This window comes from Mucilaginibacter sp. 21P (assembly GCF_019331605.1).
Lineage (GTDB): Bacteria > Bacteroidota > Bacteroidia > Sphingobacteriales > Sphingobacteriaceae > Mucilaginibacter > Mucilaginibacter achroorhodeus.
Genome location: NZ_CP063061.1, coordinates 1,311,574 through 1,324,402 on the forward strand (window position 1 = coordinate 1,311,574; position 12,829 = coordinate 1,324,402).

The following is a 12,829-nucleotide window of genomic DNA, read 5'->3' on the forward strand; positions in this document are numbered from 1 at the left end:
GATGGTAAGATTTACAATAGCTTTTTTACTGCTGCCGTTTTGCTGCCTTGCGCAAAGCGCGGAAACCTACATTGGCGTAGGAAATACCGAAGCTAATATTAAAAATTATCGCCAGGCTATTGTTGATTTTAGTAAGGCTATAGAAATAGAGCCTAACAACGCTAAAGCCTATTTCTATCGCGGTAACGCATACAATAATATAAAGGACGCTGACAAGGCCATAGCCGACTATACAAAAGCTATTCAGTACGACCCTAATAATGCCTTTGCCTATATGTACCGCGCTAATATCTATAATGATAAAGGCCGGTATAACGAAGCCATTGCCGATTTTGATAAGGCAATAGCGCTTAACCCACGGGCAGATATGTATCACTACCGTGCTAATGCCAAAGCAAACATGGGCAATCACCAGGGAGCGGTAGATGATTTTACCAAAGCCATTTCACTTGACCCGCGCGACCCGTCATTATACGAGTACAGAGGTGTTGCCAAAGCTAATTTAAAGGATAACGAGGGTGCTATTGAAGATTTTAATAAAGCAGTTGCGCTTGATCCAAAGAACTCAGACCTGATCTATTACCGGGCAAACTCTAAAGGTAACATGGGTGATTACCGGGGTGCTATTGCAGATTACACCGTAGCATTGGCGCTTAACCCTAAAAATGCCGACGCCGTGTTTTATCGTGGCAATGCTTACGGAAACCTTAAAAATTACAAAGCAGCCGTTGCCGATTACAAAGCAACCATTGCTTTAAACCCACGGATGCCTAATCTGTACAAGTACCTGGCCAATGCTTTAAGCAATAACAATGATAAGAAAGGGGCGCTGCAGTATTTTGGCGAGGCCATAAAACGAGACCCAAACAATGCCGAGCTGTATCTTTATGATGGTTTGGTTAAATATAACCTTAATGATAAACAGGGGGCGCTGGCAGATTTTGATAAGTCGATAGAATTGAAGGAAACCTCAGATGCTTTTCAGAACCGTGCGGATCTCAAACTGGATATGAGGTCTTTTGAAGATGCCAAAGACGATGCCGACCGCGCCATCGAGCTGGACGCAAAAAATGCTTATGCCTACGTAAGCCGTGCCCGTGCCAACCTGGAGTTGAAAGACACCACCGCAGCATTGGCTGATCTTAACCAGGGAATAAAAATGAACCCCTCTAATGATTATTCTTATGTATTGCTGGGTAACATTGCGGCAGGGAAACATCAGTACGATGCTGCTGTGGGCTATTACAACAAAGCATTGAGCTACAATGGTGGTGATTCTGAAACATTATTAAAACGCGCAGAAACGCGTTTAAAAGTTAACGACCGTGAAGGTGCGCTTGCCGACTACAAGCGAATTGCGGCCATTGACAAAGACGATGATAACCTGCGCGACAGGTTTGTACGATCAATGGTGAAAGCTCAATTTTACAACGAAGGTTTGCCTTTGTTTAATACGCTGGTGAGTAAAAACCCTAAGAACGCTAATTACCTGATAGGCAGGGGAGCCGCCAAACAACATACCGGCGACCTGCAGGGCGCCATTGCTGATTACAACGCAGCACTTAAGTTGGATACTGCTTCATCGCAGGCTTACTTTAACCGCGGCAGCGCCAAGTTTGATATGAAGGATAATAACGGTGCATTGGCCGATATTGCCAGGGGTATTAAGATAAATGACGGCCAGGAAGATGCTTATTTTATTCGCGGGCAGATACGTTTGGCTATGCAAAACTACCAGGGCGCTGTCGATGATTTTAACAGTGCCATATTTATTGACATGAACAACACTGTTGCCTATGCGTGGCGTGGACTGGCCCGAAGCCTGGCCGGTGATACCCAGCGCAGCAACCTTGATTTTAATTACGCGCTGAAGATAGAGCCTAAAAACCCGGAGATCTACCTGCTTCGTGGCCGTGCAAGGGTAAACCAAAAGGATACAGGCAACGCCTGTACTGATTTTAAACAAGCCGTTAACCTCGGCTCAAAGGCCGCCGCTGCTCAAGTGGCACAATATTGTAAATAGAAACTATTAACTAACTGATCTATAAAAACCAAGGCCGGGCGCAATGCCCGGCCTTTTATGTTTTATCACTTAGCGCCTACTGACAGGATCATGTCAGCGTTCACGGCGTTCACGATGTTCACAAGTGTTCATGGCGTGAACGTGAACATTACCCTTGTCATACTGAGGAACGAAGCATCCGTTCTACGACTTACGGCGTTTTCACTGGATTCTTCGCTATCGTCCAGAATGACATAATTAAGCCTATTTCCCCATCGCTTTATCTCTCACCGCTTTAAACTCCGAGCCTTTTTTCCAGCCCGGGAAGGTAGTTTCATTGCTCAACTGTACGCCGAGTTTGTACATTAGGTCGGTGGTCTGCGCCATGCCACGGGTGTCCATAGCATCGCTGTACTCGTCTGATGGTTGGTGGTAACGCTGGTCGTTGTATTCTTTTAGCTTCTCTTTACCAAACTCTTCACCACGCTGTATGCTTTTGGCCCCGTTGTGCAGGTCTAAAGCGGGTACACCAACTTTGGCAAAATTGAAATGATCGGACCGGTAGTAACTTCCCGAGCCTGGGTTCTCATCACCTACCACATCCCAACCTTTGGCTTTGGTCAGTTTGATCACGTAGTCATCCAAGTCGTTCTGGCCTTTTCCGGTGATGGAGAAGTTGCTGGTTTCACCAAAGTCTGACAGCGCATCGAGGTTCAGATCAGCCACCGTTTTGATAAGCGGGTAAATAGGATGCGTGGCATAGTATTCTGAGCCTAACAAGCCTTGTTCTTCGGCAGTAACTGCAAGGAAAACAATAGAGCGTTTAGGCTTCTCTTTTTGCGAAGCAAACTTTTTAGCAACCGCCAAAATAGCGGCTACGCCACTGGCATTATCAACCGCACCGTTATAAATGCTGTCGCCTTTAGCATCAGGTTTGCCAATGCCAAAGTGGTCCCAGTGAGCGGTGTACAGTATGGTTTCATCCGGGCGCTCGGTACCTTGGATGATACCGATAACGTTGTTTGATTTTGAGTATTTCAAATTGTTTTTCAAGTCGAGCGAAACGCTGCTGCCTAACGCCACCGCTTTAAAATCCTTACGGCGTGCATAGTCACGGATGTTGCCGTTGAAGCCGGCGCTTGCCAATAATTTAGTAGCGGCCTGTTCGCTTATCCAGCCCTCAACCTTGCAGCGGTTCATGTGCTTATCGGCTTGTTGCAAATAAAGTTTTGAGCCTGCAAAGCTGTTTTGTATCACCTGCCAGCCGTAGCTTGCCGGTTCGGTTTGATGGACGATGATGACACCTGCAGCACCCTGGCGCGCGGCCTCTTCGTACTTGTAGGTCCAGCGACCGTAGTAGCTCATTGTATCGCCTTTGAATAACTTTTCCGGCGCTTTAAAACCGGGGTCATTTACAAGTACAATTACGGTTTTGCCTTTTACATCAAGGCCTTTGTAATCGTTCCAGTTAAATTCGGGCGCTACCACACCAAAACCGGCAAATACTAAAGGTGAATTTTTAAGGCTCAAGGTATCCTGCTCGCGGCGGGTTGAGGCGACAAAATCCACACCCGGTTTCAGGTCCATAGTAGTTTTGCCACTGATGCTCATATCATTTGCGGTAGAAGTGATCTCTACCATCGGCACTTCCTGGAAATAACTGCCATTGTTACCCGGCTCAAGGCCGAGCTTCTTGTATTCAGATGCGATGTAGTTAATGGTTTTTTCTTCGCCCTTAGTAAACGGTTTGCGGCCCATCAGGGAGTCGTTAGCCAATACGGCTATGTGATGTTTGATGTCTGCCGCAATACCTGTATCGGCAGCAATGGTTTGGTTTTTATCAGTATTACCGGCGCATCCTGCAAAAAGCGCGGCTGCGGCAACAATAGCTATTGCATTTATTTTCATAGTAAATATGGGTTTTAATTCAAATATAGGAATTTTACTCACCCGGTTTTTGCTCCGCTCGACCACCCTCTCTTCGCTGCGCGAAAAGAGGGTTAGAAGACTTTGTCTATTCACTCGCAATGACGCGGTGTTGAGTTTGCGTTAGCGATAGTAGCGGATACCGGCCCCGAGCCTAATGCCTGTGCGCGTATAATTAGAATAGCGCGGGCAGGAGGCAACGCCCAAAAGCCCCCTCTAAATCTCCCCAACAGGGGAGACTAAAAAAAGAAAAGCTTCTTATAGCCCCTCTCCTTTGGAGAGGGGTTTGTGGAGAGGCTTCCGTGTAAAGCTTTATGTCTTTATAGTAAAACATATACCTATTCACAATTAAATTGCCTATTTTTGCAACCTTTAAAATTCGAGTTGAACATATTGATGTACAAGGAATATAAGCAATTAGATCTATCGAAAACGGGTAAAGAAGTCCTGGAGTTCTGGAAACAAAACAACATCTTCTCCAAAAGTATCAGCAGCCGGCCGGCAAGTAACCCCTACACTTTTTATGAGGGCCCGCCGAGCGCAAATGGTATGCCGGGTATTCACCACGTAATGGCCCGCTCTATTAAGGATATTTTTTGCCGTTACAAAACGCTTAAGGGCTACCAGGTTAAACGTAAAGGTGGCTGGGATACCCATGGCCTTCCTATAGAGCTGGCTGTTGAGAAAGCCTTGGGCATCACTAAAGATGATATAGGTAAAAAAATTACCGTTAAAGAATATAACGATGCCTGCCGTAAAGAGGTAATGCGTTACACCGACGTGTGGAACGACCTTACCGAAAAGATGGGCTACTGGGTTGACCTTGAAAACCCGTACGTTACCTACGAGAACGAATACATTGAAACCCTTTGGTGGATACTGAAGGAACTTTATAAAAAAGACCTTTTATACAAAGGTTATACCGTACAACCTTACTCGCCAAAATCGGGCACAGGCCTTAGTTCGCACGAGCTGAACCAGCCGGGTACTTACAAAATGGTGAAGGATACCACCATCACTGCGCAGTTTAAAGTTAAACGCGACGGCGATTCTGAATTCCTGTTTAACGGTGTAAATACCGATGTGTTTATCCTGGCCTGGACGACTACTCCGTGGACTTTGCCTTCAAACTGTGCCTTGGCCGTTGGTGAGGATATCACTTATGTAAAGATCAATACTTTTAACCCATACACTTACAAGCCTGTTTGTGTGGTATTAGCTAAAGAGCTGATTAGCAAATACTTTAAAGCCGATGGTGAGAACGCTTCTTTTGATGATTACAAAGGCGGCGATAAAATTATCCCATGGCAAACTGCCGGTGAATTTAAAGGCAGCGACCTGGTAGGCATCCACTATTACCAACTGATGCCTTATGTAACTAATGAAGACCTGCAGAAAAATGCGTTCCGCGTTATCCCTGCTGATTTTGTTACTACAGGCGATGGTACCGGTATAGTGCACACTGCATCAGTTTTTGGTGCGGATGACTTTAGGGCATGTAAGGAGAACAACGTGCCATCGGTGATGGTGAAGGACGAGAACGGTAAAGATGTGCCACTTGTTAACAAACAAGGCCGTTTTGTTGCCGAAGTTACCGACTATGCCGGCCATTACGTTAAAGAAGAATATTATACAGATGCTGAGCGCGGCGCGGCGGACTTTAAACCGACCGACGTGCTGATCTCTATCAAACTAAAAGAAGAGAACAAAGCATTTAACGTACAAAAATACGAACACAGCTACCCGCACTCATGGCGTTCTGATGAGCCGATACTTTACTATCCGCTGGATAGTTGGTTCATCCGTACCACTGCCGTTAAGGACAAGATGGTGGAGCTGAACAAAACGATTAACTGGAAACCAGAGAGCACTGGCACGGGCCGTTTTGGTAACTGGTTGGAGAACCTGGTTGACTGGAACTTGTCGCGCTCACGTTACTGGGGTACCCCGCTGCCTATCTGGCGCGAGGAGAACGGTGGCGAAGAAAAATGTATAGGCTCAATTGCCGAACTGAATGCCGAGATAGGGAAAGCTATCGCCGCAGGTTTTATGCCTGAAGGCTTTAAGCTGGAAGATATGCACCGCCCTTATGTGGATGATGTGATCTTAGTATCATCAACCGGCAATAAAATGATCCGCGAGACAGACCTTATCGACGTTTGGTTTGATAGCGGGGCCATGCCATATGCACAATGGCATTTCCCTTTTGAGAACAAAGATGAGTTTGAGGCCGCTTACCCTGCAGATTTTATTGCAGAAGGCGTTGACCAAACCCGTGGCTGGTTCTTTACCCTGCACGCCATAGCCGTAATGCTAAGCGAAGCAAGCGACGAGGTGAAAGCCGTTAATGAGAAGGTTGGTAACCGCGGCATAGCCTTTAAAAACGTTATCTCAAACGGTTTGGTGCTGGATAAGAACGGTAACAAAATGTCTAAACGTTTAGGCAATGGTGTTGATCCGTTTGCTACCATTGAACAAGTTGGTGCCGATGCTGCCCGCTGGTACATGATCAGCAATGCATCGCCTTGGGATAACCTGAAGTTTAATACCGAAGGTTTGGACGAGGTGCGCCGTAAGTTCTTTGGTACGCTTTATAACACGTATTCGTTCTTTACACTTTACGCCAACATCGATAAATTTAAATACGAGGAAGCGGAGATCGCTATTGAGAACCGCCCCGAGCTTGACCGTTGGATCTTATCATTACTAAACACCCTGAGTGCCGAGGTTGACGGCTACTATGCCGACTTTGAGCCTACCAAGGCAGCACGTGCTATACAGGAATTTGTTGATGCGCATTTGAGTAACTGGTACGTACGTTTAGGCCGTCGCCGCTTTTGGAAATCAGATAATTCTGACGATAAGCTATCGGCATACCAAACACTTTATACTTGTTTGATAACCATCAGCAAACTGATGTCGCCTGTTGCGCCATTCTTTGCCGAGCGTTTATATACCGACCTGAACAGTGTAACCGGTAAAGAGGAATTTGAATCGGTACACCTGGCTTACTTCCCTGAGTACCACGCCGACCTGGTAGACAAAGCTCTGGAAGAGCGTATGCAATTAGCGCAGGACATATCATCATTGGTGCTATCATTACGGAAGAAAATAGAGGTGCCGGTCCGTCGTCCTTTAAGCAAGATATTATTGCCTATCCTCGATAAAAACTTTAAATTACAGGTTGAAAAGGTTAAGGAATTGATCCTGTCTGAGACCAATATTAAAGACATTGAGTACATCACCGATACCGCCGGTTTCATCAAGAAAAAGATAAAACCAAACTTTAAAGCCCTTGGTGCTAAGGTAGGCAAGGATATGAAGGATGTAGCTGCTGCCATAAACGCCTTCAATCAGGACCAGATAACAGAGCTGGAAACTAATGGCTCCATCTTAATACTTGATACTAAGTACTCGATACTATCATCAGATGTAGAGATCATAGCCGAGGATGTTCCAGGATGGCAGGTAGCCAATTTAGGTAAACTTACTGTGGCGCTGGATGTTACCATCACAGAAGAGCTAAAAGAAGAAGGTTACGCCCGTGAATTTGTTAACCGCGTACAAAATCTGCGTAAAAGCAAAGGGTTTGAAGTTACAGACCGTATCACCGTACAAGTGAATTGCGGTGCTGAGATCTGGAAAGCCATTGAGAGTAATATAAGCTACATCTGCGCTGAGGTATTGGCAGATAGCATAACCCAGGCTACCGACCTTGCCGATAGCGAAAAGGTAGTTATAGACGAATTTGAGATATTGATAGCCATAAATAAAAGTTAAATGGAACACGAAAAAACAAGATATTCTGATGCTGAGCTGAAAGAATTCAAAGAACTGATACAAGAAAAATTACGCAGCTCTAAAGAAGAGTTGGCTGCATTGGCTTCATCGCTAAGTTCGCCTAATGCAAATGGCACTGATGATACTGCAGGTACTTACAAAACACTTGAGGATGGTTCTGCCACGCTTGAGAAGGAATCGATAAACCAACTGGCTGCCCGTCAGAAAAAATTTATCGAACAGTTAGAAGCCGCATTGGTACGTATCGAGAACAAAACTTACGGTATTTGCCGCGAAACCGGTAAACTGATACCTAAAGAGCGCCTGCGTGCCGTGCCGCATACCACGCTGACTATGGAAGCTAAACTAAAGCAATAGATGAAGGCTGCTTATACAAGACCGTTTTTAACTGCTGCATTTATCATCCTGCTGGATCAGATCATCAAGATCTGGGTACGAAAACACATGACTTTGGGCGAAGAGATCCATTTTCTCGGCGACAGAGGCATGCTTCACTATACCGAAAATAACGGTATGGCTTTTGGAATGGAGTTAGGCGGCGAGTTTGGCAAACTTGCATTAACGTTATTCCGTATTGTGGCAGTTTTTGGTATCGGATATGCGCTGGTGCATCTGATAAAACATAAATACCACCGTGGTTTAATTATGATGGTAGCCCTGATATTGGCCGGTGCCCTGGGTAATATCATTGACTCGACGTTTTACGGCCTGATATACAATTACGCGGGTATCTTCCATGGCCGCGTGGTTGATATGTTCTATTTCCCACTATTGCAAGGCCACTTTCCTGATTGGTTCCCGATATGGAAAGGAGAGGAGTTTATCTTCTTCCGCCCGGTGTTTAATCTGGCAGATGCCGCTATCTCCATCGGTGTTATCATGATCCTGATCAATCAGAAGCGATACTTCAAGCATGAAACGCCTGAGGTTAGTTACCCCAACAGCGAAATGGTAGAAGAATAAATTTGAAAGCCCTGCAGCGATGCAGGGCTTTTTTGTTGCCAAAACGATGTTAATTCGAACAAGCGGCAACGAAGAGAGATCTAATTGCGCGATACTTTCAACGCATATGATTGCTTCGTTCCTCGTAGCGGCACTGTCTCATCTCATCTATTTTTGACACTTTCCCAAGTAAACTATCAGGTTAAATTATTCGTTATATACTTATATTTGTATACTGACTAATGATAATGCCATGATATTGATACGTTTTCTAATTATAACTATCTGCTCTCTTTATATCATACGTAGCCTGGTGCGTATATTTTTGCCGATGCTGTTCCAGAGTGTTGTAAACAAAGCGCAGGAGCAAGCGCGTCAGCAACAAAACCAATACCAGCCACCCCGCCCCGACGGTAAGATCCGTATTGACCATATGCCCGAACAGCGCAAAAGTTCTGTACCTGACTCTGAAGGGGAATTTGTAGATTACGAGGAAATAAAATAACCTGAGCCTATGCTTCCCGAGGGAATTTACAAGAGAAGAAAGAACCATAACAACACGCCACCAACAGTGCTTCTTGTTATTACAAATTGCATTGTACTGGCTCTGCTAACACAACTTTTTACCGGCTGTAACAGCATCAATAATTTTTTTTGGGGCGCTTTGGCCATCCTTGCACTTTACAACGTTTACACTATAAGGCGTAATCCGGATGAGTACACTTGGCTCAACGGCATCATCTACGTGGTAAGCATCGGGATGATGATATTGCTTTTCTTTTACTTCCAAAACCAGCCTCATAACTGCTGATTCTGTAAAACTTATCATTTTTAATCTCATCCATTTTTCTATTTTTGGGAGATTTTACGATTATAATACTATTCCCTAAAGAAGTTTAAATGAACAACTGGATAAAGCGCAATGGCGGGCATCTGATAGTTGCTGCAATTTTTTTCGTTCTAACGTACGCCTATTTCTTAAACCCTATTATGCAGGGTAAGATCTTATACCAGGGCGACGTTTTGCAGGCAAAGGCGATGCAAAAAGAGATAATGGACGTAAAGGAAAAAACCGGCCACGCACCATTATGGACCAATCAGATGTTTGGCGGTATGCCAAGCTACCAAATATGGGCCAAATACGGTAAAAACCTAACCACTTACGTTATTGATGGCTTAAAGGGGATATTCCCTAATCCGGTTGATACGGTTCTGCTGTATTTGTTCGGCGCATATATGCTATTTAATACCCTGGGTTTAAAACGTTGGTTAGCTGCCGCTGGTGCGGTTGCGTTCGCTTTTTCATCATACAACTTTATTTATATTGAGGCAGGGCACGCAAACCAGGCTTACGCCATTGCATTCTTTGCGCCTTTAGTTGCGGGTATCATCATGACCTTGCGCGGCCAATATATCCTCGGCGCTTCGCTCACAGCGTTTTTCCTGGCCATGGAGATCCGCTCTAACCACGTACAGATGACCTACTATCTTGTTCTGGCTTTGATCATCCTTGTATTTATTGAACTGTACCACGCTATTAAAGCTAAAACTACTGCGCAATTCTTTAAGGCAATTGCTTATTTGTCTGTGGGGACAATTATTGCAGTGCTGGTAAACGCCGGGTCACTTTGGACTACCTACGAATACAGCAAGCTTACTATACGCGGTAAACCTAATTTGAAAAGCGAGACCACGGCACAAAGCACCGGCCTTACCAAAGATTATGCCTACCTGTGGAGCGAAAGCCCAACCGAGATATTTACCTTTTTTATACCCAACGCATACGGTGGTAGCAGTAGTACTACGATGGGTGAAGATTCAAAAGTTGCCAAAGCTCTGATCGATAAGGGAGTTGATCCCGGTCAGGCACAACAATTTGCTTCGCAGCTACCGTTGTATTGGGGTAACAAACCAAGCACTGTAGGCCCGTGGTATTTTGGCGCTGTAGTATTCTTCTTTTTTGTACTTGGTTTGATCATCATTAAAAACCGTATTAAGTGGTGGTTATTGGGTGCCGTTTTGTTGAGTGTATTTTTATCATTCGGTAAAAACCTTCCTTTTATATCTGATTTGTTTTTTGATTACTTCCCGCTATATAATAAGTTCCGCGCAGTAGAGTCTACCTTGGTCATCGCATCGCTTTGCTTCCCAATACTGGCTTTCCTGGCGCTTAACGAAGTATTTGAAAATCCAGATAAGGCATACATTTTTGCAAAAGCCAAACTGGCGTTCTACATTACCGGTGGTATTACCTTATTGATGATCGTTCTACCTGGACTTGTGCTAAGCTTTAAGGGAACTGAACACCAAAATCTTATCAACAATTTAGCGCAGTTGTTTCGTGGTGATATGGGAGCGGCCAATTCTGTTGCCGGTGCCCTTGTCGAAGACCGCCAAACACTTGAAAGGCAAGATGCTATACGTACGCTGATCTTCATCGCAATTGCTTTTGGTTTGGTATGGATAGTTATCAAACAAAAGATCAATACTACGTTTGCGGCTATAGTGGTATTAGGTGTGGTGCTGATTGATATGTGGAGCGTGGACAAACGCTATTTAAAGGACGATACCTTCGTATCAAGTGATGTGATAAACCAGGCTTATGTACCGCGCGAGGTAGACGAATTTATCATGCGCGATAAAGACCCAAACTTTAGGGTGATGGACCTGAGTTTGAGCGATCCTTTCCATGATTCGCACTCTTCTTATTTCTATAAAACAGTTGGTGGTTTCCATCCGGCAAGGTTGCGTCGTTTTGATGAAATTGTAGAAAATCAGTTCTCCAAAAGCGTAAACCATGATGTACTGGATATGCTGAATACTAAATACATCATCACTGCCGACCCTAAAACAGGTACTGCCAATATGCAAACTAATAACACGGCCTGTGGTAACGCATGGTTTGTTAAAAGTGTTAAGTATGTGAGTGGTGCTGACCAGGAAATGCAGGCCATCAGCAGCTTTGATCCTAAGAACGAAGCGATGATCGACCAAAGCTTCAAGAAAACTGTTGAAGCTAAAACCTTGGGTTATGATGCCAATAGCTCTATCAAATTAGTAAGTTATGAGCCGGAGCATTTAGTATACCAAAGCGGTTCTATGGCTAACCAGGTGGCTATATTCTCAGAGATATTTTACGATAAGGGCTGGAAAATGCTGATAGATGGCGTGGAGCAACCTTATTACCGTGCCAACTATGTCTTACGTGCCGCTACTATACCTGTTGGTAATCATAAAGTGGAATTTATATTCCATCCGGCATCGTACTACACCGGCGAAAATATCTCTTTAGCAGGTTCGGTATTATTGATACTTGCCCTTGGCGGTGCGGTATATACGGAACGTAAGAAAACCCAGCCGGCAAAAGCTTAGTTAGTTCCCCAATAAAATTGAAGGCGATGAGAGATCATCGCCTTTTTTATTTTCTAAATATTGCATTGCGGGGAGCGACAACAACGTGGCGATATCAATTGGGCGGATCGAGTAAGCTTATCAATTGATATTGCAGCGCTATCGCCCACCGAAAAAAATATTTATAACAAACAAGGCCACGAACTACCGTGGCCTTGTTTGTTTATCTTAAGTTCTGCAATTATTTGATACGTACAGGAACAGATAATTTATCCCAGCTAAGTGTAAAACCTTTTTTGTTCATTTTGTAAACCAAACGCTCGTTCATTGCAGACGGCATAGGTTTAACCATTACGCGTAGGGCATCCTGGCTTTCATCATATTTAAAGGCGCCCCATTGTTTAGCGGTCTTATTGAAGATGATGGTCCATGTGCTTGCAGTTGGTATAGCAAATAATGCATATGTGCCTGCAGTTAGTTTTTTACCCTCAACCGTAATGTCTTTTGTGGTGGTAAAAGTAGTAGCTTCATTAGCACCGGTGCGCCATACTTTGTCATATGGTACCAGCTCGCCCCAAACCTTGCGGCCTTTTACAGACGGGCTGCCATAATTAATGGTGATAGTTGAACCGTTAATGGTTGCACTAACGCTATCGCGCGGACTCTGCATAGGTTTGTTTTGCGCAAAAGAAATTGTAGCAAATAACATAGCGCATACAAACATCGCTGTATGCTTAAACAGATTGGTGGTTTTCATTTTTTAGATGATTTAGTTTTTCTTGGTGGCTAAGATAGTATATAAACTTA

General features: G+C 44.5%; 9 protein-coding genes. 6 read left to right on the top strand and 3 right to left on the bottom strand.

Annotation, left to right across the window (positions count from 1 at the left end; translation table 11 throughout):
- The first annotated feature begins 1 nt into the window (after position 1).
- Positions 2–2,023, top strand: a complete 2,022-nt coding sequence (locus tag INP83_RS05795; protein ID WP_219126661.1) for a tetratricopeptide repeat protein — start codon at positions 2–4, stop codon at positions 2,021–2,023.
- 243 nt (positions 2,024–2,266) lie between these two features.
- On the opposite strand, the gene INP83_RS05800 is transcribed toward INP83_RS05795, so the two are convergent.
- Positions 2,267–3,910 carry a M28 family metallopeptidase gene (locus INP83_RS05800; RefSeq protein ID WP_219126662.1) on the bottom strand — a complete coding sequence of 548 codons (1,644 nt, stop codon included), beginning with the start codon at positions 3,908–3,910 and terminating at the stop codon, positions 2,267–2,269.
- Positions 3,911–4,324: 414 nt separating this feature from the next.
- On the opposite strand from INP83_RS05800, the gene ileS reads away from it, so the two are divergent.
- The 4 genes from ileS (at position 4,325) to INP83_RS05820 (ending at position 9,176) form a co-directional block, all read left to right on the top strand.
- A complete protein-coding gene (ileS, locus tag INP83_RS05805; protein WP_219127581.1) occupies positions 4,325–7,708 on the top strand; it encodes an isoleucine--tRNA ligase in 3,384 nt (1,127 codons plus the stop codon).
- Positions 7,709–8,086, top strand: a complete 378-nt coding sequence (locus INP83_RS05810) for a TraR/DksA C4-type zinc finger protein (protein ID WP_146269093.1) — start codon at positions 7,709–7,711, stop codon at positions 8,084–8,086.
- Complete coding sequence (locus INP83_RS05815) at positions 8,087–8,692, top strand: lipoprotein signal peptidase (RefSeq protein WP_146269092.1); 606 nt, start codon at positions 8,087–8,089, stop codon at positions 8,690–8,692.
- A gap of 292 nt (positions 8,693–8,984) precedes the next feature.
- Positions 8,985–9,176 (top strand): DUF4834 domain-containing protein, encoded by a 192-nt coding sequence (locus INP83_RS05820; protein ID WP_370630586.1) that lies wholly within the window; start codon positions 8,985–8,987, stop codon positions 9,174–9,176.
- 105 nt (positions 9,177–9,281) lie between these two features.
- On the opposite strand, the gene INP83_RS05825 is transcribed toward INP83_RS05820, so the two are convergent.
- Positions 9,282–9,473 carry a hypothetical protein gene (locus INP83_RS05825; RefSeq protein ID WP_219126663.1) on the bottom strand — a complete coding sequence of 64 codons (192 nt, stop codon included), beginning with the start codon at positions 9,471–9,473 and terminating at the stop codon, positions 9,282–9,284.
- 98 nt (positions 9,474–9,571) lie between these two features.
- Here INP83_RS05825 and INP83_RS05830 point away from each other — a divergent pair, with 98 nt between their 5' ends.
- Positions 9,572–12,043 (top strand): YfhO family protein, encoded by a 2,472-nt coding sequence (locus INP83_RS05830; RefSeq protein ID WP_146269089.1) that lies wholly within the window; start codon positions 9,572–9,574, stop codon positions 12,041–12,043.
- A 220-nt stretch (positions 12,044–12,263) separates the two neighbouring features.
- Here INP83_RS05830 and INP83_RS05835 read toward each other — a convergent pair whose 3' ends face one another.
- Positions 12,264–12,779 (bottom strand): DUF2911 domain-containing protein, encoded by a 516-nt coding sequence (locus tag INP83_RS05835; RefSeq protein WP_219126664.1) that lies wholly within the window; start codon positions 12,777–12,779, stop codon positions 12,264–12,266.
- Between the last annotated feature and the right edge of the window lie 50 nt (positions 12,780–12,829).

Excerpts from the sequence above, each read along its gene's own strand:
- INP83_RS05795 (WP_219126661.1), top strand. The coding sequence starts at position 2 with ATGGTAAGATTTACAATAGCTTTTTTACTGCTGCCGTTTTGCTGCCTT.
- INP83_RS05800 (WP_219126662.1), bottom strand. The coding sequence starts at position 3,910 with ATGAAAATAAATGCAATAGCTATTGTTGCCGCAGCCGCGCTTTTTGCA.
- ileS (WP_219127581.1), top strand. The coding sequence starts at position 4,325 with ATGTACAAGGAATATAAGCAATTAGATCTATCGAAAACGGGTAAAGAA.
- INP83_RS05810 (WP_146269093.1), top strand. The coding sequence starts at position 7,709 with ATGGAACACGAAAAAACAAGATATTCTGATGCTGAGCTGAAAGAATTC.
- INP83_RS05815 (WP_146269092.1), top strand. The coding sequence starts at position 8,087 with ATGAAGGCTGCTTATACAAGACCGTTTTTAACTGCTGCATTTATCATC.
- INP83_RS05825 (WP_219126663.1), bottom strand. The coding sequence starts at position 9,473 with ATGAGGCTGGTTTTGGAAGTAAAAGAAAAGCAATATCATCATCCCGAT.
- INP83_RS05830 (WP_146269089.1), top strand. The coding sequence starts at position 9,572 with ATGAACAACTGGATAAAGCGCAATGGCGGGCATCTGATAGTTGCTGCA.
- INP83_RS05835 (WP_219126664.1), bottom strand. The coding sequence starts at position 12,779 with ATGAAAACCACCAATCTGTTTAAGCATACAGCGATGTTTGTATGCGCT.